Here is a 26,664-nt window from a genome sequence, read left to right on the forward strand (position 1 = left end):
CCATGCCGAACACAGCAGTTAAGCTCTCTAGCGCCGATGGTAGTTGGGGTTTTTCCCCTGCGAGAGTAGGATGCTGCCGGGCTTATGATTTTAATATCGCGGGGTGGAGCAGTCTGGTAGCTCGTCGGGCTCATAACCCGGAGGTCGTAGGTTCAAATCCTGCCCCCGCAACCAAATTATTTTAAAAATAAAGTTTCAAATATATGTTGGTCCGGTAGTTCAGTTGGTTAGAATGCCTGCCTGTCACGCAGGAGGTCGCGGGTTCGAGTCCCGTCCGGACCGCCATTTTTATTTCAGACCATTCAGTACCTTGTGAATAATATTCGCAAGGTTTTTTTAGTACTTTTAAAATGTAAATCGTAATTGAGGTGTTGAACGGAAGAATCGTAAGTATACATAAAAGGTGTATTCTGTATCAATCATCGTTTGTTATTTTCATTTTATATGATTGTTTGCTATGATAAGCTTGACCTATTATTCATCAGAACTTAAAGAAAATCTATAAGAGGTATTTGTATGGATGAGTTTGAGTTAATTAATAAAATTAAACCTACATTTTATCAACAGCCCTCAGTTATGAAGGGGATTGGTGATGATGGTGCTGTTATCAGACCTGCTGATGGCCACGAATTGGTTGTTGTTTCCGATACGATGGTTGAGGATGTTCATTTTTCGTTAGACTATATGAGTTTTGAGGATATTGGACATAGGGTATTAGCAGCTAACATTAGTGACCTCGTGGCCATGGGCAGTACTCCTTTGTATTTCCTAGTAAATATAGCTGTATCAGGGTCTATTCAAAATGAACAAATTTATGCAATTTATAATGGTATGAGTAGTTTGGCAACAACCTACCGTATGGATTTAATTGGTGGTGACACTGTCTCGGCAAAGCAGTTAATGATATCTATAACCGCTTTTGGTTCAGTTCTACCTTGGAAGAAAAGACTGCGTTCACAGGCTGAACCCAATGATGTTGTATTTGTGACGGGAAATTTGGGTGAGGCAGGTTATGGATTCTATGTGTTGAAGGAAAATAGTGTTTCTGTTAATAGTACTTATTTTGCTAATCGTCATAAACGTCCGATACCTAGAGTTGATTTTATTTCTGCGAGTAGACATATCAGACGGTTAAGTTTAAATGATCTTAGTGATGGTTTATCTAGTGAGTTGAATGAGATTGCAGAAGCTTCAAATGTTAACATTGAAGTGGACTTCTCTCATATCCCGATTCATGAACAAATGCGCTATTTGGGACGAGATAAACTAAAGAAGTTAACGCTCTCAGCCGGGGAAGATTTTGAGCTTGTGGGGACTTGTTCACCAGAAGAATGGAAAGTACTAAAGAGTGAATGTGAAAAAGTGAATATTCCTATCAAAGCTATTGGACATGTCACTTCTAAAGGTGAACAGGCTCAAGTTTGGTTAAAAGAAGATAATCTATCTTTCCCTTTGAAAAGAAATGGCTATAAGCACAGTTGAAGATACGGGTGATTATATATGTTGATTTTTAAAACCATTAATGAAAACGAGACTAAATCTTTAGCAAAACAGATTGCTGAGAAACTTCAACCTAATGATGTTGTTACTTTAGACGGTGATTTAGGTGCAGGTAAAACGACTTTTACTAAGGGTCTTGCAGAAGGTTTGGGGGTAAAACGGACGGTAAATAGCCCCACGTTTACGATCGTCAAGGAGTATAAAGGACGGTTGCCTCTATATCATATGGATGTTTACCGTTTAGAGGATAACGATGAGGATATTGGATTTGACGAGTACTTTAACGGTGAAGGAGTAACTATTATTGAGTGGTCACTTTTTATCGAAGAGTTTTTACCTAATAAGCGTTTAGCAATTAGTATTGAGAAAATTAATGATCATGAGCGTCATATTACATTAAAGCCTTATGGCGATCATTTTGAAGAAGTTTGTAAGGAGATTACATTATGAATGTGTTAGCAATTGATACATCCAATCAGCCAATGAGTGTTAGCATCATTAAGGAGTCTACACTTGCAGCTGAATTAACAGTTAATGTTAAGCGCAACCACTCGCTTCAGCTGATGCCAGCCATTGATCATTTATTTAACCAAACAGGCTTACAACCTAATCAGTTAGATAAGATTGCGATTGCAGCTGGTCCGGGCTCTTATACAGGGTTACGAATCGGCATGACGACTGCCAAAACAATGGCTTGGGGATTAAATATTCCCATCGTTAGTTTATCGAGCCTAGAATTATTAGCTTCTAATTTACTTTATGATTCTTGTTTGGTTTCTCCATTTTTTGATGCAAGGCGTGGCAATGTGTATACAGGGTTATACCGTGTTCATCATGGTGACATAGACCAAGTGGAACCAGATCAAAATATTGATATGACTAGTTGGTTGGAGTATCTAAAATCCCTAGGTGAATATGTGAAATTGATAAGCTCCACAGAACATGGATTTCAGTCTATGGTTTCAGAAAAGCTTGGAGACCAAGGTATATTAGTTGGTCATTCGCTACAGCTACCACGCGCTGGTTTGTTAGGTTCTTTGGCTATAAATAAAGAGGATGAGGATGTTCATGGCTTGAAGCCTAACTATCACCGATTGGTCGAAGCAGAGGCTAAGTGGATGGAACAGCAACAAAAGGATTCTTAAGATGAGTGAGATTAAAGTTCGTCCTATGGTTATTGGGGATATTGAAGATGTTATGGTCGTCGAGCTTACCTCTTTTAAATCACCATGGCAAAAGCAAGACTTTATATTTGATTTACTGAAAAATAAATTTTCTTATTATCTAGTGTTGGAAAACAATCAAAAGGTGGTAGGTTATTGTGGGGTTTGGATTGTTGTGGATTCAGCACAAATCACGAATATCGCAATCCATCCTGACGAACGTGGCCATAAATATGGAGAGTATTTATTTAAGGAAACTCTTAAGTTAGCTAAATTTGAAGGTGCTCAAGAATTGACTTTAGAAGTGCGTGAGTCGAACCAGGTTGCACAGAAAATGTATCAAAAGTTTGGTTTAGAAGTTGTAGGCCGAAGAGAAAAATATTATAAAGATCAAGAGGACGCGTTAGTAATGTGGGTGAAATTATGAGTAGTGAACAGAATGAAATAATATTGGCTATTGAAACAAGTTGTGATGAAACAGCAGCAGCTGTTGTAAAAGGTGGTAAAAAACTGCTTTCTAATGTGGTTGCAACTCAAATGGATATCCACAAGAAGTTCGGTGGTGTCGTTCCAGAAGTTGCCTCAAGACATCATATTGAGCAAATTACAATGGTTATTGAACAAGCGTTAGATGAAGCAGGTATGACGATTAACGAAGTGGATGCCGTCGCAGTTACTGAAGGTCCAGGCTTAGTGGGCGCCTTGCTAGTAGGCGTTAACGCTGCTAAAGCGTTAGCCTATGCACACCATAAGCCTGTAATTGGGGTTCACCATATTGCAGGACATATTTATGCCAATCGCTTAGAGAAGGATTTTGAATTCCCATTAATGTCGTTAGTTGTATCAGGTGGGCATACGGAATTAATTTACATGGAGCAACACGGTGAGTACGAAGTGATTGGAGAAACACGTGATGATGCAGCAGGTGAGGCTTATGATAAAGTTGCTAAAGCATTAGGCTTGCCATATCCAGGTGGTCCAGAAATTGATCGCTTAGCACAGATTGGTAAAGATACTTACCAATTTCCACGTTCCTATTTGGAGGAAGGGTCTTATGATTTTAGTTTTAGCGGTTTAAAGACAGCAGTAATCAACAAGCTTCATCATTTAAAACAAAAAGGAGCAGAGGTTGATACTGAGAATATAGCTACTTCATTTCAAGCCAGTGTCATTGACGTGCTTGTAGATAAAACGTATCAGGCTGCTATAGATTATGGAGTTAAACAACTGATTATTGCTGGTGGAGTATCTGCTAATCGCACATTGAGAGACCGAATGAGTGAACGTTTTAAAGACACAAATATAGATCTGATGATCCCTCCACTATATTTATGTACGGATAATGCAGCAATGATCGGCGCTGCTGCCTCGGTTGAATATCATAAACAAAATTTTGCGAGTTTAAATTTAAACGCTAATCCTGGTTTAACCATTGAGTAAAATGTTCCACAGCTTTTCCACAAAGCTGTGGAACATTTTTTTAGATAGTTGTAGTTATGGGCTTGTGTGTATGTTGATAAAAATGTGGATAAGTTATCGAAAATCTGTGGATTTTGTGAGTAAGTTAATTAAAACTTGTGAATATGGGGATTGTTGTTGTGGATAGAATGTCGAGAAATTAACCTAAAAAAAACATAACCACACATAGTGGTTATGAATCGGATTCAAGCCCTTCAATTTTTTCTTGTAATTCTGTCCATTCTTCCATTAGCTGATCTAAGGATTGTTGAGCATCTTTAATTGTTTGATTGATTTCCTGTAAGGTAGAGTAGTCACCAGTGATTTCTGGATCATTCATTTTTTCCTCTTGCTCTTCAATCAATAACTCATACTCAGATATTTGCTCTTCGATAGAACTGATCCGTCTTTCAATCTTGCGTCGTTCTCGTTTAGCCACTTTATCTTGTTGAAATTGTTGTTTTGAAGATGGATCATCCTCTTGCTTCTCTGATTGTGCTTCTTGAATCGCTAGAAGTTCTTCTTCTTCTTTAATCTTCTCTAGATAATAATCATAATTGCCGAGGAAGGTGCGAATCCCGTCTTGTTTCATTTCAAAGACTTGTGTCGCGATCCGGTTAATAAAGTAACGGTCGTGTGACACGAAGATAATCGTACCTGGAAAGTCAGCTAAAGCAGCTTCGAGAACTTCCTTACTATCTAAATCTAAGTGGTTAGTTGGCTCGTCCATGATTAGGACGTTAGCCTTTTGGAGCATTAATTTAGCAAGCAGTAATCGTGCTTTTTCGCCACCACTTAACATGCCAACTGTTTTTAGAACATCATCTCCGGTAAATAAAAAGTTGCCTAAAACCGTACGTATATCCTTTTCTGGCATTAACGGGTAGTCATCCCAGAGCTCATTTAACGCCGTTTTTGAACGTGTTAATGTTGATTGTTCTTGGTCATAGTAACCGAACTCAACATTAGTCCCTACTTGAACTTTTCCTTCCACAAAAGGCATTCTTTTAAGCAAAGCTTTTAACAAAGTAGTTTTTCCGACTCCGTTTGGACCTACTATAGCTATGCGATCTCCACGGTTGACGCTAAAAGAGACATTACGAAAAATCGGCTGATCAATCGCACCATACTTCGCTTCTAGATTTTCTACTTTTAAGACATCATTTCCACTTTTTTGTTGTATATTAAAGGAAAATTTAGCAGAGGCATCATCCAGATCAGGTCGGTCCAATCGCTCCATCTTTTCTAATTGTTTACGTCTAGCCTTTGCTCGATTACTAGTTGAATCGCGAGCAATATTTTTTTGAACAAACTCTTCAAGTTTTTTTATTTCGCTTTGTTGTTTTTCAAAACGCTTCATTTGTAATTCGTAATCTTCAGCACGCTTTTGTAAGAAGTAACTATAGTTACCGTGGTACTTTTTAGAAGATTGAAAGGCAATCTCATAGACGACATTTACAGTCTGATCGAGAAAGTACCTATCGTGTGAAACGATCACAACTGCTCCACTATAATTACTTAAATAGTTCTCTAACCAATTCAGTGTGCGAATATCTAAGTGGTTAGTGGGTTCATCCAAAATAAGAATATCGGGTTTAGCGAGAAGAAGTTTCCCTAATGCTAATCTAGTTTTTTGACCGCCACTTAAACCATTGATAGACGTATTGAAATCAAATGTACCAAAATCAAGGCCGTGAAGAACGGATTCTATTTCAGCCTCATATTGAAACCCATCCATGGCTTGGAATTGGTTCTGTTTGTGGTCGTAACTATTTAAAATTTGTTCGTAAACCTGTTCATTACTGATGACTTCAGGATCTGACATTTGTTCTTCTAGTTCTCTTAGTTCAGCTTCAAGTTTTCTCGTTTCTTTAAATACTTCAAGCATTTCATCCCAAATGGAGTTACTTGAATTAAGACCAGAATGTTGTGCTAGGTAGCCAATCGTGACATCCTTAGGCTTAAACAAATCACCTTCATCGTGTGAAAGTTGGCCAGCCATAATCTGCAATAGTGTCGATTTACCTGCACCGTTTCTACCAACTATAGCAATTCGGTCTTGGTGATGTACTTCTAATTTAATTTTCGATAAAATGGTATCAGCACCAAATGATTTACCTATATCATTTAATTGCATTACAATCATAAAATTTCACCTCAACGTGAACTAGTTTATCTTATATTAGCTAGATAAAGCAATTATTAGTGACATGATCTAAGGAAAAATATAAAGGGTGGCAAAAACACATGGAAGAAAATAAAATACCACAAGCAACAGCAAGACGATTACCACTTTACTATAGACATTTAAATAATTTACATCACCAAGGAAAACAACGAATTTCGTCAAAAGAGTTAAGTGAGGCTGTTAAAGTTGACCCGACGACGATTCGTAAAGATTTTTCTTACTTTGGTGAGTTAGGTAGAAAGGGTTACGGGTATGATATTCAGCATTTGATTCATTTCTTTCGTAAGACCCTTGATCAAGATGAATTAGCTAAAGTGGCTTTAGTAGGTGTTGGTAATTTAGGCACCGCTTTACTTCATTATAATTTTATTAAAAATAACAATACCAAAATAGAAATAGCCTTTGATACAAACAAAGGGAAAATTGGAACTAAAATTGGTGGTATACCTGTTCATGATATCAAGGAGTTAGAGACCGAACTTAAACGAACTGGAATCAATGTTGCCATTCTCACAGTCCCGGCAACTGTTGCTCAGCAAGTAGCTGAACAACTCGTCGAAGCTGGTATAGAGGGAATTCTAAACTTTACACCCGCTCGGTTAACCGTACCTGATTCAGTTCGAGTACATCATATTGATTTATCAGTAGAGTTACAGTCGTTGATATATTTTCTTAAAAATTAAAGAGAGGAGATCCTCTCTTTTTTATTATATCATCCAATCTAAATAAACCCTTCCCATCATCCTATAAAAGGAGTACAATAGTTCGTGAGACGAATTAATTTAAGGAGAAACGATAACATGAGTAACGTCGCACACAAATGGCTAGTAGTATTATCTGTTTTATTCGGTACGTTTACCGTTATTTTAAATAATAGTATGTTGAATCCTGTTTTACCTGAGTTTATGTACATATTTGATTCCGATGCTGTTGGTGTAAGTTGGATCCTCACGATCTTTATGATTGCGATGGGGATGACGATGCCACTAACAGGCTATCTTGGTGATCGTTTTGGTAAGAAGTCGGTATACATCATAGGTTTATGCCTATTTATGACGGGATCTATACTGGGAGCATTGTCACAGACTTTAAGTATGGTCATCATCGCGCGGGCGATTCAAGGTATTGCAGGTGGTTTAATGATGCCCAATGCAATGGCTTTAATATTTAACGCATTTCCTAAAAATGAACGAGGTTTTGCTGTTGGGATTTACGGGATCTCTGTGATGATTGCACCTGCAATTGGTCCAACCATTGGTGGGATCATAGCAGAAGGGTTTAATTGGGTTTTCCTATTCCTTGTTAACATCCCGTTTGCCTTATTGAGCTTGATGTTCTCTATTAAATATTTAAAACCGACTCAAGCAAACCCTGATCTTAAATTTGATTTTATAGGATTTATTATGGTGACGATTGGCGTGGGATCGGTATTGTATGTCCTAGGTCAAGGACGAGAAATTGATGCATTTATGAATTTTAATAACGCTGTAATTTTCTTAGTCGGCTTCACAATGATCTTAGTATTTATTAGATATGAGCTGAAGAAAGAGCAACCCCTATTAAATTTAAGAATCTTTAAAATCAAAACCTATCGCTATTCGATTTTAGTGACATCTGCTGCTTCTATTGGGTTATTTTCTGCATTGTTTTTGTTACCTTACCTTATTCAAGAGGCATTTGAAATGGGAATGGTAGCGACTGGATTAGTATTCCTTCCTAGTGCATTAGCTAGTGGCTTATTTATGAGTATTGGTGGTAAGTTACTAGATAAGAAGGGACCTAAAGTCGTTATTCCAACTGGGTTAGCTCTTCTATCGGCTGCTAGTTTAGCTTTTGGATTTGTGGAATTAACAACAGCTTTTTGGGTGATTATAGTGATTAATATTGTTCACGGTCTAGGGTTAGGGTTTGGTAATATGCCAGCAACAACGGCAGGTATGAATTCGATACCAGATCATTTGGTTGCTCAAGGTTCAGCTATGAACAATTTAATTAGACAATTTGCCTCATCACTAGGAATTGTCTTTTTCTCAGTTTATTATGAAATAAGAAGAGGAAATATGATGCTACTAAATGAGATGTCAACACAAGAAGCTACCCTACAAGCACTTAATGAAGCATTTATCATAGCTGCGATTATAATTGCTTTAGCCATTCCAGCTGCACTGAGGATGAAAGGGGTTCAAGATGAGCCTTCTAACTAATAGAGGTGATTAAACGATGTGTGGGCGTTTTACCTTAACGATCGGTGAATCATTTTTAAAGGAACGTTTTGCAGTAACTTCTGATGTTAATTGGGACCCAAGTTATAACATTGCTCCAACGCAAAATGTATTAGCTGTCGTAAATGATGGTGAAAATAATCGTTTAGGTCAAATGAGTTGGGGGCTGATTCCTGCTTGGGCCAAAGATACCAGTATGCGATCTAAAATGATCAATGCACGTCTAGAAACAGCAGATGAGAAACCAAGTTTTAAAAGGTTGTTATCACGAAGACGCTGTTTAATCCTAGCAGATAGCTTTTATGAATGGAAAAAGGAAGATGGTAAAAAGCAACCAGTGCGAATCTTTTCAGCAGATCAGGACTTATTTTCATTTGCAGGATTATGGGATCGTTGGCAAGGTCCAGAAGGTGAATTAGTTACTTGCACGATCTTGACGAAAGAAGCGAATCAAGATATGGCCTCGGTTCATCATAGGATGCCAGTTATTCTTCCTAAAGATTATGAACAAGAATGGATGGTTCAAGAATCTAAAGAACCTGCTGAAATAAAAAGTTGGGTACAAGGATTACCTGATCTTAAATTAAACCATTATGAGGTCAGTACGTATGTTAACAGTCCGAGAAATAATGATGAGAAGTGTATTGAAAACGTATTTTAATTAAATGCTCTGTTAAAGTCCGTTGTTGTTATGGTGCTTCGCTTTCGGTGGACGCTTCCCGCGGGCACGGCTTCAGCTAACTTGGGAAGAAAAGCACTTCCCAAGTGGATCTTCAGCTCGCGCTTTTCCCGCGACGCACAGGACGTGCTAGTGTCGGTGATGCCACAGGACGTGGCGTTTTCACCGACCTGGAGTCGCCACCTTCGCTTTTCACCATACAACAACTAAGAACTATTCCTTAGATTATCAACACTAAACTTTAACAGAGCCTAATTAAAAAGTGGCTGTCTTTAAGACAGCCACTTTTCTTTAGGACTCAGTTGGTGGAGTACCATTCGCTTCCGCTTGCTTTTCTTCCTCTCGTACTTTGAGGAATTTCCGTGTTTCATTGACAACTACACCAGAGAGTAAGAGGAGTCCGATTAAGTTTGGTACAGCCATTAAGCCGTTAAAGACATCAGCAAATGCCCAAACCATTTCTAATTCAACTACAGCACCTGTTAAGACGAACAGAAGGAATAAAACTTTGTAGTAATTTAAACCACGGTGCTTAGTTAAGTAGCCGAAACATTTCTCTCCGTAGTAAGACCAACCCAGAATAGTTGAGAAAGCAAAGAAGACTAGACCAATTGAGACGATGTATGAACCAGTTGGTCCTAAGAAGAATTCAAATGACTGAGAGGTTAAGCTAGCACCTTCCTCACCGGAAGTATACATATCAGCCATGACAATGGTAATACCCGTGATGGAACAGACGACAATTGTGTCAATAAATACTTGTGTCATCGAAACAAGCGCCTGGCGCCCAGGGTAGTCGGTACGAGCAGCAGCAGCGGCAATAGGAGCAGAACCTAAACCAGCCTCGTTCGAGAATACTCCTCGAGCGACACCCCATCGGATCACTGCACCGATCGCACCACCGGCAACTGCTTGACCAGTAAAGGCATCCGTAAAGATTAAGCCAACAGCTGCACCTACCATATCAAGGTTGGTAAGTAAAATGATTAGACCACCGACAACATAGAATAAGGCCATAAATGGTACGATGTATGCGGTAACCTTACCAATACTCTTAATCCCACCTAAAATAACTAGGCCTGCTAAGACCATTAGAATGACCCCTGTAATCCAAAAAGGAACACCAAAAGTATCATCCATAACGTCTGATACAGAGTTTGACTGAACCATGTTACCAATACCAAAGGCAGCTACAGCACCGAAGATTGCAAATAGGACCGCTAACCACTTAAGCTTTAGACCTTTCTCTATGTAGTACATCGGTCCACCAGCCATACGGCCACTAGGTTCTTGGACACGGTATTTAACAGCTAGGATCGCCTCTGCGTACTTAGTTGCCATACCGAATAATGCAGAAATCCACATCCATAACACAGCTCCAGGACCACCAAGAACAACGGCTGTTGCGACACCAGCAATGTTACCAGTACCAATCGTTGCAGCTAGGGCTGTCGTTAAAGCCTGGAAGTGTGAAATATCACCTTTTGACTTTTCATCTTGTCTTTTAGGACTAAATGATAGTTTAAGTGCATAAGGTAATGTTTTAAATTGTAAAAAGGTTAAACGAAGTGTTAAGAATATACCTGTACCAACAAGTAAGATTAAAAGCCAAGGACCCCAGACAATGTCACTGACATCCCATAGAAAATCTGTAATCTGATCTAACATTCTCATATTCCTCCTTTGTCAAAATTTGTTCAAATTCCCCACAATTTCATGATAATGCAGAATGAAGCATAACACAATATTAATTCTGAAAATTACAACTACTTTTACTAGGAAACGGTTGTATAAAATTAATATTCTTCTAGTGACTCAGATATTCTTGTACAACTAAATTTAAACCGTATTATTTTGGAAGATGGTAACTAAAGAAAATGCATTCGTCTTTTATATGAACACATTTTCATTTAAAACTAATAAAACCAACCGAGACACATATCTCAATTGGTTTTATTAAATATATAGGTCTTTAATTTATTTCGATTTTTTCATTGCTTGATGGACACCGACTAGACGAATCGCCACGCCAAAGTCAAAAGTTGCGATTAAGGCAAAGATGATCGTAGCAAAGTTCCAAATAGTTTCATCGGCACTCTGGATTGCCAAATACATGAAAAGAATGCCCATAAGAATGTAAATCCAAGCTAAAAACATAGGTGATACTTTCATAAAATTATCCTCCAAAGAAAATCGTCATTGAGTTTTCAAGATCTTGTAGTTGCCTTTCTAATTCTTCAATATCGACATTTAATTGTATTAGAACGGCAATGGTGTTAATACTCATGTGTGCAATGATTGGAACAATGATTCTTTTCGTTCTAACATATAGATAAGCAAAGACGATCCCCATTGCTGTATAAGTCAGAATAAACGTGAAATCCCAATGTAATGCAGCAAACACAAATGCAGATATAATCGCAGCCAATAAAAAGTTCATCCGTTTATAGAGTTCACCGAATATCACTTTTCGAAACACAACTTCCTCTAAAATCGGTGCAAATAAAATAGGATAGATAATAAACCAAATATTTTCATCTATAACGCCCATGATCTCAGCGGTATTTTCTGAGCCTTCCTCAATTCCGATCAGTTCAATATTAATTAAATTGACAAAGATTTGGGTAGCATAAGCAATTGGTATTCCTAAAAGCGACCATTTCACAACCTCTCCAGTTGATGGCTCGTTTCTTAGGTTAATGTTTTCAATGTCAGGCCTCAATAAAAATAAAACGATTAATGTTGCGACCCCCATACTAAAAATAATCCAATAAACAAATTGATCAATAGGTGAAAGATTAGGAAATAGAATCTGTAATATTGGAAATCCTAGAGCAGGTGATAGTTGGGCTGCAATAAATACAATCAAAATTCCCCAATATCTATTAGGCAATGCAATCGTCCTTTCTCTTTATATAGTTGATGTCTAAGTCGAAACTCCCTTAGAAGCTATTCTATACTATTTATAAGACGGAAACAAAATTTTTATGGTTAATACTTGCAAAAAAAAATGATTTTAATTATTATAATAATTGGAATTAGCACTCACCGATATTGAGTGCTAATAATTCAGCTTCAACATATATTTGAAGGAGGTTTCTATCGTGTTAAAACCACTAGGAGATCGTGTAATTGTAGAGGTTGTAGAACAAGAAGAAACAACATCAAGTGGAATTGTCCTACCTGATTCTGCAAAGGAAAAACCACAAGAAGGTCAGGTGGTCGCTGTCGGTTCAGGACGCGTGACTGAAAATGGCGAGAAGGTGACACTAGAAGTAAACGAAGGAGATCGTGTCATCTATTCTAAATTTGCAGGTACAGAGGTAGAAAAAGACGGAAAAGAATACTTAGTACTACGTGAGAACGACATTTTAGCTGTTGTTCAATAAGTTAACTGATTAAACATACGAAAATAATCGAGGAGGGTATCTAAATGGCTAAAGAAATTAAGTTTAGTGAAGACGCACGTGGGTCAATGCTAAGCGGTGTTGATGCACTAGCTGATGCAGTAAAAGTGACATTAGGACCAAAAGGAAGAAACGTTGTCCTTGATAAAAAGTTCGGTTCACCATTAATTACAAATGATGGTGTGACAATTGCTAAGGAAATTGAATTAGAAGATCATTTTGAAAATATGGGTGCACAATTAGTATCTGAGGTTGCATCAAAAACAAACGAAATCGCTGGTGATGGTACAACAACAGCGACAGTATTAGCGCAAGCGATGATTCGTGAAGGGCTTAAGAACGTTACTTCCGGTGCGAATCCAGTTGGAATCCGTCGTGGTATTGAGAAAGCAACTGAGGTAGCAACTGAAGAGTTACGTTCAATCTCAAAGCCAATCGAAGGTAGAGATTCTATTTCACAAGTAGCGGCAATCTCTTCTGCTGATGATGAAGTTGGTTCTCTAATCGCTGAGGCAATGGAGCGTGTTGGTAACGACGGTGTTATTACGATTGAAGAGTCTAAAGGCTTCAACACTGAGCTAGAAGTAGTTGAAGGTATGCAGTTTGACCGTGGATACGCTTCTCCATATATGGTGACTGACCAAGATAAAATGGAAGCAGTCTTAGAAGATCCATACATCTTAATCACGGATAAGAAGATCTCAAACATCCAAGAAGTACTACCTGTCCTAGAGCAAGTCGTTCAACAAAGTAAACCAGTTCTAATTATTGCTGATGATGTTGAAGGTGAAGCACTTGCAACATTAGTGGTGAATAAGCTTCGCGGAACATTTAACGCAGTTGCTGTTAAAGCACCTGGCTTTGGTGACCGTCGTAAAGCGATGCTTGAAGACATTGCAACACTAACGGGTGCTGAAGTCATTACTGAAGACTTAGGATTAGACCTTAAGAGTGCAACGATCGATCAATTAGGTCGCGCATCTAAAGTTGTTGTGACTAAAGAAAACACAACAGTTGTTGAAGGTGCTGGAGATGCTGACAAACTAGCAGCTCGTGTTAACCAAATCCGTGCACAATTAGAAGAAACAACGTCTGACTTTGATAAAGAAAAACTACAAGAGCGCCTAGCAAAATTAGCTGGTGGAGTTGCTGTCATCAAAGTTGGTGCAGCTACTGAAACTGAATTAAAAGAGCGTAAACTACGTATCGAAGACGCGCTAAACTCCACTCGTGCAGCAGTTGAAGAAGGTATTGTAGCTGGTGGTGGTACTGCACTAGTTAACATTTACAATAAAGTAGCGGGTCTATCACTAGAAGGTGACGAAGCCACAGGTGCAAGCATTGTCCTACGTGCACTTGAAGAGCCAGTCCGTCAAATCGCACACAACGCAGGCCTTGAAGGTTCAATTATCGTAGAACGCCTAAAAGGTGAAGAAGTTGGCACTGGATTCAATGCTGCATCTGGTGAGTGGGTGAACATGATCGATAGTGGTATCGTTGACCCAACAAAAGTAACACGCTCAGCTCTACAAAACGCAGCATCTGTAGCAGCAATGTTCCTAACTACAGAAGCGGTTGTAGCTGACCACCCAGATGAAAATGAAGGCGGTGGCGCCCCTGACATGGGCGGCATGGGCGGCGGCATGCCGGGCATGATGTAATAATCTGCTTTTTTAGCCCTTATCAACTAGAAATCAAGGAGTCTTCTCAATTGATGAGAAGACTTCTTTTTAATAGAACATAGAATATTACCTTTCTTTATTTTCCATTCATCTTACAAAATTTTATGATGATTGGAGATTCCTCTTATGACATCTACACTTGTACAATATTTTGAAACACCCTGTCTTTTGCACTTAAATTCACTTAATGATTTTGTTAACCAAAACGGAGTGGCTCCAGATACTTTCACTTCTAAAATAATTAAGTCATGATGAACCAACGGGGTGCCCTTAAGGTCGTTTTCTATTCTCAAGTCATCGTTACGACACTTAAGGTTATAATCAAAAGTTACTCTTAGGGTGGGGTTGTCAATACTTAAAAATGCTTGTCGGTCATAGCTAACAATAACGGTTGGTTTTAACCCATATACTGATTGAAAACAATGAATTTCATTTAAGACCTTTTGATCCGATGCTTCGTATTGGGAGTAGTCTAATTCCCTCCTTCCTCTCATATGGTCTACAAAATCGTAAGCTTTTGTAAGGGGAAGATTGGTTCGTCGTTTATTTATCACATTTTTGTATTTTTGCTTAAGCTCAAAAAAAGAAAGACTTTCTAACTCTCCATGGTTATAGATGCGTAAGCGAAGCTTTTGCCGACGCCGAACGTTTTGGCGTGTTTCTTGATAGAGCTTATAATCGTCAGAGTCAAAATAAAGGCTCGAGATATGATAGCGACCTAATTCATCTCCATATGGATCGTATGTCAATTTGGATTTAATCTCTTCCCGAAATTGGTGGTATTGTTCTGATGTGATTAAGTACTTGAACTCGTAACGATTAAATAATGTATGGTCCATATTCTCACCCTAATAATCAATAATTTTCTTCCAGCAAATATATTATGTGAATTTAACGAAAATCAATGTAAGAATAATGTTGCAAGGGTGATTCTTTATTACTAATTAGACCAAAGAAAAAGGAACGCGTTCTCAATAAACTGCCTCCCTTTTCTATTTGGTGTCTATATTTCATTAAGAAAATGCCGTTTAGTCGGACTGCTTCACACTAAGTACAGTAATTGTAACTAGGATGAGTACCATTCCAAGAAGTTGAGTGATGGTCAGATGATCTCCGATAAGCAGGACACCAAATAATGAAGCTGTCACCGGCTCTACCATAGCAACCATAGAAGCGGTTGTTGGGGTAGTCAACCGAATGCCAATCACATAAAATATAAATGAAATTCCTGCCCCCAAGATCCCTAATAAAAGAAACCATCCTATGTCGCTTGACATCACCACACTAGATACCTCTTTATTGTCTGTTAAAAGAAAAAGAATGAGACAAAATGAAAAAAAGGCGATCGTCAAAGTAGTCTGCGGATTACCGATAGAAGAGGCATTTTTAAACCCAAAAATAAACAATGCATAGGAAAGGCCGGCAGCAAGCCCCGTGGCAGCTCCTAGAAAACTTACTGAAATGGAATCAGTATTGTAGGCACCTGTTAGAAGGAAAATCCCCAAAAGCACACCGGAAATGCATCCCCATTTAAACCAAGTCGAACGTTCTATTCGTAATAAAAAGGAAATTAAAAGGACGAACACAGGAGCCGTGTACATTAAAGTAGCGGCAACAGCAATGCTTGATGCTTGGATACTGAGGAAATAAAAAGTGAAATTTCCGGCAACACCAACACCTGCCAATAGCGACCATATGTATAAACGTAGAGAGGAGATCCAATTTTGTCTAAGGCGAAAGAGAAACCAAGCAGAAAAACATATCAATCCGACAGCTCCTCGGTAAAGTGAAATGACAACAGGATCCCAGCCTTTGGTCATTAATATATCGGCAATTCCTCCACTAATGCCCCAACATATAGCGGCTAGCATAACTAATCCTACACCGGTGAACCTCATCGTTCCCCTCCTTAAAATAAGTACCATAAGAATTTTATATTATAGATCATAGACATCTGACGTGAACTTGTATTATTTGCTTGCTAGATTAATTCTAAAGGGTCATTACACTCGGTTCAATACGGAGCTGAGGAATTATTATGACACGACGTCAGAGAAGAACTTATTTGATAAATAAAAATAGGACAGTTTTTGGTCAATGTTATAACTATTCATAGTATGATGGTATTCGCCATCTATCAATATAGGACACTAAAAAATAATACATATTTATGCGATAACTTAATGAGCTGAAAAGCTAGTTATGAGAACCTTATTACCACCTAATTATATAGAATAAATACAAAAATTAGGTGGTAAAGTAAGGGAGACTAATCCTTAGGAGGTTTTCTAGATGGCAGATAACAAAGATAACAATGCCTCAAATGAACAAGATGTTAAACGAGATACGTTGACGACACGCCAAGGTCGACCAGTAACTGATAATCAAAATATCCGTACAATTGGTAATCGTGGTCCAGCCACCCTTGAGAATTATCATTTTATTGAAAAGATATCCCATTTCGATCGTGAAGAGGTCCCTGAGCGAGTTGTACATGCGCGAGGTGCTGGGGCGTTTGGGTATTTTGAAACTTATGGAAAAGTAGGAGATGAGCCAGTAGAGAAATATACGCGTGCTAAAGTGTTTTCAGGAGCAGGTAAGAAAACTCCACTAATGGTTCGGTTCTCTACGGTAGCAGGAGCTAAAGATGCTCCAGAGACAGATCGTGATCCTCGAGGGTTTGCGGTGAAAATGTACACTGAAGACGGAAACTGGGATTTAGTAGGGAACAATTTAAAGATTTTCTTTATTCGTGATGCGATGAAGTTTCCTGATATGATTCATGCTTTTAAAGCAGATCCTGCGTCGAATATTAAAAATCCTGAGCGGATGTTTGACTTTGTTTCTCGCACTCCAGAAGCTACCCATATGATTACCTTTCTCTTCTCGCCATGGGGTATTCCAGCTACATACCGCCATATGCAGGGGTCTGGGGTAAACACGTATAAGTGGGTCAATGACAAAGGGGAAGCAGTATTGGTTAAATACCACTGGGAACCGAAACAAGGGATCCGTAACTTAACTCAAGAAGAAGCGAACGAAATTCAAGCAAAGAATGTGAGTCATGCTACTCAGGACTTATATGAGGCGATTGAGCGTGGTGATTATCCAGAATGGGAATTGTTTGTACAAATTATGGATGACGATTATCACCCTGATCTTGATTTCGATCCACTTGATGATACAAAACTTTGGCCGGAAGATAAGTTTCCTTGGCTTCCAGTTGGACGGATGGTGCTTGACCGAAATCCTGAGGACTTCCACGCGGAGATTGAGCAAGCTGCTTTTGGAACAGGAGTGCTTGTCGATGGAATGGACTTTTCTGATGATAAAATGTTACAGGGACGTACTTTCTCCTACTCCGACACGCAGCGCTACCGTGTGGGTGCAAATTATTTAAAGTTACCTGTTAATGCTCCAAAGACGGGAATCCGGACCAATCAACAACGTGGCCAAATGGATACACGTGATCCACGAGAGTCCGGGGATAACCCACATATCAACTATGAACCTTCAATGAAGGGTGGTTTTCAGGAAGCAGATGGGTCGGAAACTCCACAACATGAACCTACTTATAACGCTGCTGCTATGAGCGCACCCATTGATCGCCCTAATAATTATGGTCAAGCAGGTGACACTTATCGTAGCTTTAAGGATTGGGAGCGAGACGAGTTAATCAAGAACCTTTCAGATGCACTTGCGATCTGTGATAAACGAATTCAAGATGCGATGGTAGAGCATTTTACTAAAGCCGATGAAGACTACGGTCGTCGAGTAAAAGAAGGAATTGAGGCGAAAATGAAAGAGATGCAAGAAATGGAAGATGACAATAAAGTCCCAGGCCGTGAAGCCGCAAAATCTAAATTTGATCAAGGGTCAACAGCTCAAAACGAAGCGACTGAAGATGCAGTGAAGAAAAGCCACGAAGCAGACCCATATTAAATTTAAAATTCATTATTCAAAGAAAGGCTGTCCAGTATTTCAGTTTTAAACTGACTGGCAGCTTTTTTTACTCTTTTTAAAAGATAGGCTCTGTTAAAGTTTAATGTTGATAAATATAAGTTTTCCTCTTAGTTGTTGTATGGTGACAAGCGAAGGTGGTGACTCCAGGTCGGTGAAAACGCCACGTCCTGTGGCATCACCGACACTAGCACGTCCTGTGCGTCGTGGGAATAGCGCGAGCTGAAGATCCACTTGGGAAACGCTTTTCTTCCCAAGTTAGCTGAAGCCGTGCCCCACGGAAAGCGTCCACCGAAAGCAGATCACCATAACAACAACGGACTTTAACAGAGCGTAAAAGATAAAGAAGAACTTGGTTTAAAATATTGAAACTTATGATAAGGTAAAGTTATGAATAACATGATGAATTCAAGGGGGGGATCCATTGAGGTTATTACTTTTGAGTTTTGTTTCAGTGATCATCTTGGCAGCATGTAATCAAACCATATCAAAAGATGAAATGATTAGTGACATGACAGCACCAGAACCACCTAAGTACTTCACTCTGTATGCAGTTTCTGAAGGTGAGAACTTTACAGATTATTATGATGTAGACGCAATTAATCGGTCATTAAGCGAAGAAAGTAGAGAGTATCTTTATGATGGAGGGATTATTTGGACTTGGGATCGACTTGCTGATAATACGACCTGGGATTATACAGGAAACTTTGGTATAGAAAGCTTTCCTACCTTTTTAGTATTTGATACGGATGAATTAATTCTTAAAACAACTGATATTAATGAAGTTGATACATTTTTAACGACAAATAAACCTGACTGGAGAGAGTGAACCAGGTGAGCTGAAGTCATTTCATAATTGTAGGTGAAAACAAAAAACACGATCATTCTACAAACTTCCAGTGGGATTGATAATATTCCTGAGTTATAATAGTAGTACCTAGTTTTCGACAACTTGATTCATAGCGTCAAGGTAAAATATCGAAAAAGGGAGATTATGAGATGACTGAAGATCAAATGAGTATCATTATGCAGGCCCTTCGCGAACTATCTGTTGGTCAAAAAGAACTCTCTTCACAGCAAAAGCAACTTGCATCAAAGCAAGAAGAGCTTGCATCAAAGCAGGAAGAGCTTGGATCAAAGCAAGAAGAGCTTGCATCAAACCAGGAAATACTTGCATCAAAGCAAGAAGAGCTTGCATCAAAGCAGGAAGAGCTTGGATCAAAGCAAGAAGAGCTTGCATCAAACCAGGAAATACTTGCATCAAAGCAAGAAGAACTTGCATCAAGGCAGGATGAGTTTGGGGCAAAGCAAAATGAGCTTGGTGCAAGACAGGATGAGTTTTCGTCACGTTTGGATGAGCTTTTCGCTAATCAGAAGGAAACGAATGAACGTTTAGAACGAGTAGAAGAGAAAATGGATTACGTCATCCACAAAGTGAACGAACATGATCAAGAGATTTATCAGTTGAAGAAAAAGGCATGGTAACAAGAATTAAATAAATTTTGATGGTGGGTTAACGTTTAGGCAGTTGCTATTAGTAAGCAATTGTCTTTTTTATATTAAAGGAAAGAGAAACCATTAGGAGGATACGGAGTCATTCACATTAAGCAGCTTTTTCTGAACCAATTGTCCTTTAACAGGTGATGACTTAAAAATTTGGAAATATACTAATAGTGTAGTATTCAGTTTAAATCTCTTATAAAATGGGAGGGGTAGGATCATGTTTAAACGGCGTTGTTTTTGTTATGAAAACTTAAGAAGTCAGCTGCCAAAGGATTTTGAGTATAAATGCAATGGAGCTGAGTGTCGTAGTTATCGTGAAAACATGCAGGTTTTAGAGAAGGAACATAAGGATTCGCCAAATATAGACGAGTAGAATCGTATTTTGTAAATAATGTATAAATTCGTTTACTTTTAGCTAGAATTTTATAGTATGATAATGTTAACGAAAATTTCCGGCAATTTAGGAGGTAATCCATTAATGACCCAACAGATCACTAATCATCAAACTAAAATCAATCTATTATTTGATAATATGGAAAAAGTAATGGTAGGAAAGCGAGAAGCGATCGAGTTAACCATCGTTGCCTTATTAGCACAAGGTCATGTCTTATTAGAAGACGTTCCTGGTGTCGGTAAGACGATGCTTGTTAGAGCACTAGCTAGATCAGTAGACTTAGACTTTAAACGTGTTCAGTTCACACCAGACTTATTGCCATCAGATGTCACAGGTGTTTCTGTATATAACCAAAAGGAAATGAACTTTGAATTTCGTCCTGGTCCAATTATGGGGAACATTGTTTTGGCTGATGAAATTAACCGTACCTCACCTAAAACGCAGTCAGCTCTTTTGGAAAGTATGGAGGAAAGCCATATAACAGTGGATGGTGTGACCATGGAACTGAAGAACCCTTTCTTTGTTATGGCCACACAGAATCCAATTGAATATGAAGGAACATATCCTTTACCAGAAGCACAATTGGACCGTTTTCTTATTAAGTTGAACATGGGATACCCAGCCAAACAAGAAGAGATGATGATGTTAGATCGAACCGTCAATGAACACCCAATTGACTCAATCACCCCTGTGATGACAAGAGAAGAATTAATTGAACAACAACAATTAACTCAAAACCTTTACGTCAGTGAATCGGTTAAAAAGTACATTGTTGAACTTGTGTCTAATACGAGAAAGAATCCGTTAATCGAATTAGGCGCTAGTCCACGTGCTTCAATTGCATTGATGAAAGCCGCTCAAGCTTATGCATTTATCCAAGAACGTGATTATGTCATTCCTGATGATGTTAAATATATGGCGCCGCATGTATTGTCACACCGTCTATTATTGACTTCAGAAGCGAAGTTCGAAGGTAAAACGCCTAAATATGTATTAGATGATTTAATTAAAAAGACGATGATACCGATTGATCGAGGTTAATCTATGTTGAAGTCATTTTTCTCTATCTTTAGGTTGATCTTTGTCATCGTTTTACTTGCGGCGTTATTTGCTTATGGGATGTTCCAAGGAGGATTTGTCAGTTGGTTCTTATTCTTTAGTTTTCTCCCTGTTTTAATGTACTCATTAATGATGATCTTATATCCGATGAAATGGGTTAGAATTGAACGTCATATAGCTAAGAGGTATTTAAAGGCTGGTCAAACACTAACGGTTACTCTTAAAGTTAAACGACACTTACCCATTCCAGTCTTTTATATGATCATAGAGGACCAACTTCCTACATTATTATCGTGGAAAGATACGAGACATTTAAAATATCAATTTCTTTCAAAACCTAGTAAGCTATTAAATCGTGAAGGGAATAAGACGATTGTTTTTCCGTGGTTAAAAAGAGAGATCACCTATCAGTATGAGCTCCCTTCTGTACCTAGAGGTAGGCATGAGTTTAATCAGGTGAAACTAGCAACGGGTGATTTTCTAGGATTGGTGAGAAAGGAACAGGAATTTAATGTTGAAACAATTATTTTTGTCGAACCAGGAGAAATTTCGCTACAGTTGGACCATGAACGTTCAACATTTGAAGAAGGTCAGCAAACTGCCTATTCAATTAAGGCTAATCATACCAATTTAGTCGCTGGTATAAGAGATTATGAACCTGGTGATCAAGTAACGAGAATTGATTGGAAAACGACGGCTAGAACTCAAAACTTGGTGACAAAAGAATTTGAAGAAGAAAAGCATAAGGACTTAACGATTATTTTAAATGGTATGAGCCAAGACCGACAGCAATGGCTTGCATTTGAAGCGTGTGTCGAGTTAACTCATGCGATTGCTAATCATTCCATTCATGATCATGGTAACGTATCCGTTGTGGCACTAGGTCATGGACGTGAAGCGATAAATTTATCTCATGGGAAGCAATCTTTTGAGCAACTGACACGTCTTTTAGGAAATATTAACTTAGTAGATGACCATTCTTTTCATTTTCAGTTGAAAAAAGAAGGATGGCAGCTATCTAAGGATCGTAATTTGGTTATTATCACTCATGAACTCAGTAGTTCGATCAATCAAACTATCTTTCATTTAAGTCAACAAAATATTGATATTGACGTTTTTTATGTGAAAAGTAAACATTTGATTTCAACTGAGGAACGAAACGGAATCAATCAATTACATCATGCTGGAATTAATGTCACATGGTTCAATGAAGATAATCTAGTAAGAAGGCATATTGAGGTGAACGCATAATGCGTTTAAAAGAACAAGATCATCATTATTTTATAAATATATTGTTGTATGTGGGTAGTATGCTGTTGTTGATGGAATGGATCTATCCTTTAGATCAGGTTACAGACACCGGTCAGACATATGCGTTTTTCACCTATGTCTTGTTGTGCTTTATGATTACAAGCATGCATAAACTTCCTACTTGGTTAGCCTCAGCGTTTAAGTTTTTAGGGTTAATGTTTTTGGTTCACTATCTATTCTATGAGACAAGATTCTTTTCATTCGAGTGGATTCAAAGTTTGTTGATAGATTTACAGATGAATTTATCAGCGATAGTCTCACAAAATTGGATGAATTTAACTCCTGTATTTAGAACGCTACTATTTTTAATCTTATTGTGGATGATGAGTTATTTGTTATATTACTGGTTTGTTGTAGCTAAACGGCCATTTGCTTTTATTCTATTTACATTTATTTATATCACTGTTTTGGATACTTTTACTGTCTATGACTCAGAAGTTGCTATCGTCCGAGTTTTTGTAATTAGTTTGGCAATCCTAGGATTAGCGAACTTAAACCGGGTGTTAAGTCGTGAGCAACTCAAACTGCCTCATGCCAGAACCATGTTTAAATGGGTAAGCCCGATCGTTTTCGTTATTTTATTTAGTGCTGTTATGGGTTATGCAGCACCTAAGCTAGAACCTCAGTGGCCAGATCCTGTACCGTTTTTACAGGGGGCTGCAGAAAATGGGTTTGGAAACGGAAATGGAAGTGGTGTTGGTGTTAACCGAGTTGGTTATGGGGAAAATGATGAGCGACTAGGTGGCGGCTTTATTATGGATAATTCGACTGTCTTCTATGCCACGACAAATACTAGCCAATACTGGAAGGTTGAGACTAAGGATATCTATACGGGACATGGATGGGTGAATTCAGACAACGACCAAATGATTAGCCAACCAAATGGTTCAATTCCTGATATGTCACAGTATGGTGACGTGGTTGAACGAGTCGACATCTCATCTGAATTGCGATTTGTCGAACCAGGGAATTTAAATAAAATCCCATATTTATATGGGACAGAAAACATTAGTGCTAACGAGGTAGTTGATGATTTGAATTATCGCTTTAATTTGGATAATGGAGTATTAGAATCATTAGTTGATCATGAAGCTACGTTGTTGGATAGTGGCTATGAAATTGCGGGAAGAAAACCAGATTTCCCGATTAATTCAATGAAAGAAGTTCCTTCAAGTAGTGAAGAGGTCCCTAAAGAAACCTATCTTCAGTTACCTGAAAGTTTGCCAGATCGGGTTGGTGAATTAGCTGAAGACATCATAGCCGATGTTGATGATAATCGGTACGATCAGGCTAAAGCGATTGAAGAGTACTTTTCAGACGAAGGTTTCGTCTATGAAACCTCAGATGTAGCTGTACCAAGTGATGATGAAGATTATGTTGACCAATTTTTATTTGATACGCAGCGTGGTTATTGTGATAACTTCTCAACAGCGATGGTTGTCATGCTTCGTTCATTGGATATTCCAGCGCGCTGGGCGAAAGGTTTCACAGGTGGTGACCGAGCTTACAATCAGGATGTATTTCCGGATGCTGGTGCTAATGTGTATGAAATCCAAAATAATAACGCTCACTCATGGGTAGAGGTTTATTTTGACGATATTGGCTGGGTGCCGTTTGAGCCGACCGTCGGGTTCCAAAACCAGGCGGACTTTGCGACCGGTGAATCGATTGAAGATATTTTAGACCGTAACGAAGAGGATTATCTTGAAGCACCTGATGCTAATGTACCTGATGAAGAGTCAAATGATTCTCAAAGCAATGATGAAGAGACCGAAGATGATGAAGTTGCAGGTACTGGCTCCAATTTTTGGACCAACTTAAGTAATCAGATGACGTGGTTTAATTGGTTGATTGTAACAGTGATTGTCGGTTTATCTATTTGGTTAATAAATAGTTATCGTGATCAAATCATTGCTCATTTGAAGAAGCAAAAGTTAAAAAGGAAACATGACGCCGATACGATTTCGGGTTCCTATCAATATATCCTTAAACTATTAGCTAAGGAAGGATATGTCTTACAAGAAGGTCAGACTTTACGAGAGTTCGCTGATGATATTGATCGTTTCTTAGGTAGTCGCGAGATGAGTAAACTAACCAATATTTATGAGAGGTTTGTTTACCGGGGAGAGGATCTTGAAACTAAGCATGATGAAGTGTATGGATTGTGGAATCAATTAATTCAGCGATTATTGTCGAATCGTACTTGACTAATAGATTCATAGTGTGTAAAGTTATTGTATAAAATAAAAATATAATATGAAACACTTCGTATAATGTTGGGGATATGGCCCAAGAGTTTCTACCGGACTACCGTAAATAGTCTGACTACGAGTGATTGCATGATTAATATATATAGAGGACCTAACTATCTGCTTAGTTAGGTGTCCTTTATGTTTTGCAATTGTCCTCGTATGCACTCTTGGTTAAAGCCAAGGGTGCTTTTTTAGTTTTATGATGTTGTTTTTATCGCAAAGGATAGGATGTGCAGTACCTTTTGATGTTGGTCAGTGTGCTTCTAATTGACGGTAAAAGCTTCGAGAGGTGGTTAAACGTGAATTAGACTGCTTCTAATTGACGGTAAAAGCTTCGAGAGGTGGTGGAACGTGAATTAGACTACTTCTAATTGACGGTAAAAGCTTCGAGAGGTGGTTAAACGTGAATTAGACTGCTTCTAATTAACAGAAAAATCCTCATGGAGCGATTAAATGTTAATTATAGTGTCATCCATCAACCGCAAAGTACAAAAACAACATTAACAGCGAAAAACTAGTGTTTCATTTAAAAAGGGGAGGACAAATCATGAAGAACTTCTTTCAGTTTGAAGAACTCGGAACTAATTACCGCCGTGAAATTATTGGTGGTGTGACGACGTTCTTAGCAATGGCTTATATTTTATTTGTAAACCCGTCTGTACTATCTTTAGAAAGTGTAGAGCAGTTACCTGATGGTGTAACGAGAATGGATGCGGATGCAATCTTCGTAGCCACTGCATTAGCTGCTGCTGTTGGTACTTTAATAATGGGGCTGGTTGCTAGATATCCGATCGCATTAGCTCCGGGAATGGGCTTAAATGCTTTCTTTGCTTATACGGTTGTTTTACAATGGGGAATCCCTTGGGAAACTGCTCTTGCAGGGGTTTTAGCTTCAGGTTTAATTTTTATTGTTCTAACTTTAACAGGAGTCAGAGAGAAAGTTATTAATGCGATTCCGAATAACTTAAAGTTAGCGGTTGGTGCAGGTATTGGTTTGTTTATTGCATTTATTGGTTTTACGAATGTTGGAATCATTGAATCTGACCCTGATACATTTTTAACGCTAGGTGATGTATCTAATCCATATACGTTATTAGCTATTTTTGGTGTTGTGGCAACAGTTATCTTATTAACGCTTGGTTTAAGAGGTGGCGTCTTTTACGGTATGATCGTCACAGCTGTTGCGGGTATGTTAGTTGGTTTAATCGACCCACCAACTGGAATGGGGGATGTGGTCAGCTCTGTACCAAGTATGGAACCGACTTTTGGTGCAGCATTCCAAGACTTCGGTGAAATCTTTACCTTACAGATGTTAATTGTTATTATGACATTCTTGTTTGTCGACTTCTTTGATACAGGAGGTACGCTAGTTGCTGTTGCAACACAGGGTGGAATGATGAAGGATGGTAAGTTACCACGTGCGAATCGCGCATTGTTCTCTGACTCAGCTGCAACGGTTGCTGGTTCAGTGTTTGGTACTTCCACAACAACATCATTTATTGAATCTACAACAGGGGTAAGTGCTGGTGCGAGAACAGGTTTTGCTTCAATTATTACGGCAATCTTATTCCTATTAGCCTTATTCTTCTCACCATTATTAGGGATTGTTACAGCAGAAGTGACGGCACCAGCATTAATTATAGTTGGTATTTTAATGGCTGCTAATTTAAGACATGTTGAATGGGATAAATTTGAAATCGCAGTTCCAGCATTCATGACCTTAATCTCTATGCCATTAACATATAGTATTGCAACAGGTATTGCAGTTGGCTTTATTTTCTATCCAATTACGATGCTGGTTAAAGGGCGAGGAAAAGAAATTCACCCAGTGATGTATGTTCTATTTGTGATCTTTATTTTATATTTCATTTTTATTCCTGAATAAG

General features: G+C 38.5%; 24 protein-coding genes, 2 tRNA genes, 1 rRNA gene and 1 riboswitch. Of the genes, 21 read left to right on the plus strand and 6 right to left on the minus strand.

The window, feature by feature from the left end:
• From rrf to tsaD, 8 genes are all read left to right on the plus strand, one after another.
• Positions 1-82: ribosomal RNA gene (gene rrf, locus HWQ49_RS14940) — 5S ribosomal RNA — on the plus strand; the annotation flags it as partial.
• A 15-nt stretch (positions 83-97) separates the two neighbouring features.
• A tRNA-Met gene (locus HWQ49_RS08300) sits at positions 98-174 on the plus strand.
• 34 nt (positions 175-208) lie between these two features.
• Positions 209-285: transfer RNA gene (locus HWQ49_RS08305), tRNA-Asp, on the plus strand.
• 231 nt (positions 286-516) lie between these two features.
• Positions 517-1,482, plus strand: a complete 966-nt coding sequence (gene thiL / locus HWQ49_RS08310) for a thiamine-phosphate kinase (RefSeq protein WP_188207150.1) — start codon at positions 517-519, stop codon at positions 1,480-1,482.
• An 18-nt stretch (positions 1,483-1,500) separates the two neighbouring features.
• Positions 1,501-1,950 carry a tRNA (adenosine(37)-N6)-threonylcarbamoyltransferase complex ATPase subunit type 1 TsaE gene (gene tsaE, locus HWQ49_RS08315; RefSeq protein ID WP_188207151.1) on the plus strand — a complete coding sequence of 150 codons (450 nt, stop codon included), beginning with the start codon at positions 1,501-1,503 and terminating at the stop codon, positions 1,948-1,950.
• Complete coding sequence (gene tsaB, locus HWQ49_RS08320; protein WP_188207152.1) at positions 1,947-2,645, plus strand: tRNA (adenosine(37)-N6)-threonylcarbamoyltransferase complex dimerization subunit type 1 TsaB; 699 nt, start codon at positions 1,947-1,949, stop codon at positions 2,643-2,645. Before tsaE ends, tsaB begins: the two co-directional genes overlap by 4 nt.
• A 1-nt stretch (position 2,646) precedes the next feature.
• Positions 2,647-3,090 carry a ribosomal protein S18-alanine N-acetyltransferase gene (rimI, locus tag HWQ49_RS08325; protein ID WP_188207153.1) on the plus strand — a complete coding sequence of 148 codons (444 nt, stop codon included), beginning with the start codon at positions 2,647-2,649 and terminating at the stop codon, positions 3,088-3,090.
• Entirely contained in the window at positions 3,087-4,103 is a 1,017-nt protein-coding gene (gene tsaD, locus HWQ49_RS08330) for a tRNA (adenosine(37)-N6)-threonylcarbamoyltransferase complex transferase subunit TsaD (RefSeq protein WP_188207154.1), read from the plus strand. The genes rimI and tsaD overlap by 4 nt, the downstream gene beginning before the upstream one ends.
• A gap of 211 nt (positions 4,104-4,314) precedes the next feature.
• Here the strand turns inward: tsaD and HWQ49_RS08335 are convergent, their stop codons facing one another.
• Entirely contained in the window at positions 4,315-6,267 is a 1,953-nt protein-coding gene (locus HWQ49_RS08335; protein WP_188207155.1) for an ABC-F family ATP-binding cassette domain-containing protein, read from the minus strand.
• Between the two features lie 101 nt (positions 6,268-6,368).
• Between HWQ49_RS08335 and HWQ49_RS08340 the strand changes: the two genes are divergently transcribed.
• The 3 genes from HWQ49_RS08340 to HWQ49_RS08350 all read left to right on the plus strand — a co-directional run bounded on the left by HWQ49_RS08340 (position 6,369) and on the right by HWQ49_RS08350 (position 9,192).
• Positions 6,369-6,992, plus strand: a complete 624-nt coding sequence (locus tag HWQ49_RS08340) for a redox-sensing transcriptional repressor Rex (RefSeq protein WP_188207156.1) — start codon at positions 6,369-6,371, stop codon at positions 6,990-6,992.
• Positions 6,993-7,109: 117 nt separating this feature from the next.
• The gene (locus HWQ49_RS08345) at positions 7,110-8,513 is read left to right on the plus strand and encodes a DHA2 family efflux MFS transporter permease subunit (protein WP_188207157.1); all 1,404 of its coding nucleotides are present in this window, start codon (positions 7,110-7,112) and stop codon (positions 8,511-8,513) included.
• A 16-nt stretch (positions 8,514-8,529) separates the two neighbouring features.
• Positions 8,530-9,192 (plus strand): SOS response-associated peptidase, encoded by a 663-nt coding sequence (locus HWQ49_RS08350; protein WP_188207158.1) that lies wholly within the window; start codon positions 8,530-8,532, stop codon positions 9,190-9,192.
• Between the two features lie 309 nt (positions 9,193-9,501).
• Here HWQ49_RS08350 and HWQ49_RS08355 read toward each other — a convergent pair whose 3' ends face one another.
• The 3 genes from HWQ49_RS08355 to HWQ49_RS08365 form a co-directional block, all read right to left on the minus strand.
• Positions 9,502-10,878 carry an alanine/glycine:cation symporter family protein gene (locus HWQ49_RS08355; RefSeq protein WP_188207159.1) on the minus strand — a complete coding sequence of 459 codons (1,377 nt, stop codon included), beginning with the start codon at positions 10,876-10,878 and terminating at the stop codon, positions 9,502-9,504.
• Positions 10,879-11,187: 309 nt separating this feature from the next.
• Entirely contained in the window at positions 11,188-11,382 is a 195-nt protein-coding gene (locus HWQ49_RS08360) for a YdiK family protein (RefSeq protein WP_188207160.1), read from the minus strand.
• A gap of 4 nt (positions 11,383-11,386) precedes the next feature.
• Positions 11,387-12,103, minus strand: a complete 717-nt coding sequence (locus HWQ49_RS08365; protein ID WP_188207161.1) for a CPBP family intramembrane glutamic endopeptidase — start codon at positions 12,101-12,103, stop codon at positions 11,387-11,389.
• 211 nt (positions 12,104-12,314) lie between these two features.
• Between HWQ49_RS08365 and groES the strand changes: the two genes are divergently transcribed.
• Together groES and groL are read left to right on the plus strand one after the other, a co-directional pair.
• Positions 12,315-12,599 (plus strand): co-chaperone GroES, encoded by a 285-nt coding sequence (groES, locus tag HWQ49_RS08370; protein ID WP_188207162.1) that lies wholly within the window; start codon positions 12,315-12,317, stop codon positions 12,597-12,599.
• Between the two features lie 44 nt (positions 12,600-12,643).
• Positions 12,644-14,278: a chaperonin GroEL gene (gene groL, locus HWQ49_RS08375; RefSeq protein WP_188207163.1), complete on the plus strand. Its 1,635-nt coding sequence runs from the start codon at positions 12,644-12,646 to the stop codon at positions 14,276-14,278.
• A gap of 113 nt (positions 14,279-14,391) precedes the next feature.
• Here groL and HWQ49_RS08380 read toward each other — a convergent pair whose 3' ends face one another.
• Both HWQ49_RS08380 and HWQ49_RS08385 read right to left on the minus strand, forming a co-directional pair.
• Positions 14,392-15,138: a polyphosphate polymerase domain-containing protein gene (locus tag HWQ49_RS08380; RefSeq protein ID WP_188207164.1), complete on the minus strand. Its 747-nt coding sequence runs from the start codon at positions 15,136-15,138 to the stop codon at positions 14,392-14,394.
• A 189-nt stretch (positions 15,139-15,327) separates the two neighbouring features.
• Entirely contained in the window at positions 15,328-16,197 is an 870-nt protein-coding gene (locus HWQ49_RS08385; RefSeq protein ID WP_188207165.1) for a DMT family transporter, read from the minus strand.
• A gap of 394 nt (positions 16,198-16,591) precedes the next feature.
• Between HWQ49_RS08385 and HWQ49_RS08390 the strand changes: the two genes are divergently transcribed.
• The 8 genes from HWQ49_RS08390 to HWQ49_RS08425 all read left to right on the plus strand — a co-directional run bounded on the left by HWQ49_RS08390 (position 16,592) and on the right by HWQ49_RS08425 (position 26,663).
• A complete protein-coding gene (locus tag HWQ49_RS08390; protein WP_188207166.1) occupies positions 16,592-18,241 on the plus strand; it encodes a catalase in 1,650 nt (549 codons plus the stop codon).
• 442 nt (positions 18,242-18,683) lie between these two features.
• Positions 18,684-19,088, plus strand: coding sequence for a hypothetical protein (locus tag HWQ49_RS08395; protein ID WP_188207167.1), 405 nt, complete (start codon positions 18,684-18,686; stop codon positions 19,086-19,088).
• A 170-nt stretch (positions 19,089-19,258) separates the two neighbouring features.
• Entirely contained in the window at positions 19,259-19,744 is a 486-nt protein-coding gene (locus HWQ49_RS08400) for a hypothetical protein (RefSeq protein ID WP_188207168.1), read from the plus strand.
• A gap of 235 nt (positions 19,745-19,979) precedes the next feature.
• A complete protein-coding gene (locus HWQ49_RS08405; RefSeq protein ID WP_188207169.1) occupies positions 19,980-20,135 on the plus strand; it encodes a hypothetical protein in 156 nt (51 codons plus the stop codon).
• A 105-nt stretch (positions 20,136-20,240) separates the two neighbouring features.
• The gene (locus HWQ49_RS08410) at positions 20,241-21,197 is read left to right on the plus strand and encodes an AAA family ATPase (RefSeq protein ID WP_188207170.1); all 957 of its coding nucleotides are present in this window, start codon (positions 20,241-20,243) and stop codon (positions 21,195-21,197) included.
• Positions 21,198-21,200: 3 nt separating this feature from the next.
• The gene (locus HWQ49_RS08415) at positions 21,201-22,466 is read left to right on the plus strand and encodes a DUF58 domain-containing protein (protein WP_188207171.1); all 1,266 of its coding nucleotides are present in this window, start codon (positions 21,201-21,203) and stop codon (positions 22,464-22,466) included.
• Positions 22,466-24,733, plus strand: coding sequence for a transglutaminaseTgpA domain-containing protein (locus HWQ49_RS08420; RefSeq protein ID WP_188207172.1), 2,268 nt, complete (start codon positions 22,466-22,468; stop codon positions 24,731-24,733). The genes HWQ49_RS08415 and HWQ49_RS08420 overlap by 1 nt, the downstream gene beginning before the upstream one ends.
• 38 nt (positions 24,734-24,771) lie before the next feature.
• A riboswitch (purine riboswitch) is annotated at positions 24,772-24,874 on the plus strand.
• A gap of 451 nt (positions 24,875-25,325) precedes the next feature.
• Positions 25,326-26,663, plus strand: coding sequence for an NCS2 family permease (locus tag HWQ49_RS08425; RefSeq protein ID WP_188207173.1), 1,338 nt, complete (start codon positions 25,326-25,328; stop codon positions 26,661-26,663).
• Position 26,664 lies beyond the last annotated feature (1 nt).

Origin of the sequence: Alkalibacillus aidingensis (assembly GCF_014595945.1) — a bacterium.
GTDB classification, from domain to species: Bacteria; Bacillota; Bacilli; order Bacillales; family Alkalibacillaceae; genus Alkalibacillus; species Alkalibacillus aidingensis.

Bases quoted from the DNA above. Each gene is read 5' to 3' on its own strand.
- thiL (WP_188207150.1), top strand. From the start codon at position 517: ATGGATGAGTTTGAGTTAATTAATAAAATTAAACCTACATTTTATCAA.
- tsaE (WP_188207151.1), top strand. From the start codon at position 1,501: ATGTTGATTTTTAAAACCATTAATGAAAACGAGACTAAATCTTTAGCA.
- tsaB (WP_188207152.1), top strand. From the start codon at position 1,947: ATGAATGTGTTAGCAATTGATACATCCAATCAGCCAATGAGTGTTAGC.
- rimI (WP_188207153.1), top strand. From the start codon at position 2,647: ATGAGTGAGATTAAAGTTCGTCCTATGGTTATTGGGGATATTGAAGAT.
- tsaD (WP_188207154.1), top strand. From the start codon at position 3,087: ATGAGTAGTGAACAGAATGAAATAATATTGGCTATTGAAACAAGTTGT.
- HWQ49_RS08335 (WP_188207155.1), bottom strand. From the start codon at position 6,267: ATGATTGTAATGCAATTAAATGATATAGGTAAATCATTTGGTGCTGAT.
- HWQ49_RS08340 (WP_188207156.1), top strand. From the start codon at position 6,369: ATGGAAGAAAATAAAATACCACAAGCAACAGCAAGACGATTACCACTT.
- HWQ49_RS08345 (WP_188207157.1), top strand. From the start codon at position 7,110: ATGAGTAACGTCGCACACAAATGGCTAGTAGTATTATCTGTTTTATTC.
- HWQ49_RS08350 (WP_188207158.1), top strand. From the start codon at position 8,530: ATGTGTGGGCGTTTTACCTTAACGATCGGTGAATCATTTTTAAAGGAA.
- HWQ49_RS08355 (WP_188207159.1), bottom strand. From the start codon at position 10,878: ATGTTAGATCAGATTACAGATTTTCTATGGGATGTCAGTGACATTGTC.
- HWQ49_RS08360 (WP_188207160.1), bottom strand. From the start codon at position 11,382: ATGAAAGTATCACCTATGTTTTTAGCTTGGATTTACATTCTTATGGGC.
- groL (WP_188207163.1), top strand. From the start codon at position 12,644: ATGGCTAAAGAAATTAAGTTTAGTGAAGACGCACGTGGGTCAATGCTA.
- HWQ49_RS08380 (WP_188207164.1), bottom strand. From the start codon at position 15,138: ATGGACCATACATTATTTAATCGTTACGAGTTCAAGTACTTAATCACA.
- HWQ49_RS08385 (WP_188207165.1), bottom strand. From the start codon at position 16,197: ATGAGGTTCACCGGTGTAGGATTAGTTATGCTAGCCGCTATATGTTGG.
- HWQ49_RS08390 (WP_188207166.1), top strand. From the start codon at position 16,592: ATGGCAGATAACAAAGATAACAATGCCTCAAATGAACAAGATGTTAAA.
- HWQ49_RS08400 (WP_188207168.1), top strand. From the start codon at position 19,259: ATGACTGAAGATCAAATGAGTATCATTATGCAGGCCCTTCGCGAACTA.
- HWQ49_RS08405 (WP_188207169.1), top strand. From the start codon at position 19,980: ATGTTTAAACGGCGTTGTTTTTGTTATGAAAACTTAAGAAGTCAGCTG.
- HWQ49_RS08410 (WP_188207170.1), top strand. From the start codon at position 20,241: ATGACCCAACAGATCACTAATCATCAAACTAAAATCAATCTATTATTT.
- HWQ49_RS08415 (WP_188207171.1), top strand. From the start codon at position 21,201: ATGTTGAAGTCATTTTTCTCTATCTTTAGGTTGATCTTTGTCATCGTT.
- HWQ49_RS08420 (WP_188207172.1), top strand. From the start codon at position 22,466: ATGCGTTTAAAAGAACAAGATCATCATTATTTTATAAATATATTGTTG.
- HWQ49_RS08425 (WP_188207173.1), top strand. From the start codon at position 25,326: ATGAAGAACTTCTTTCAGTTTGAAGAACTCGGAACTAATTACCGCCGT.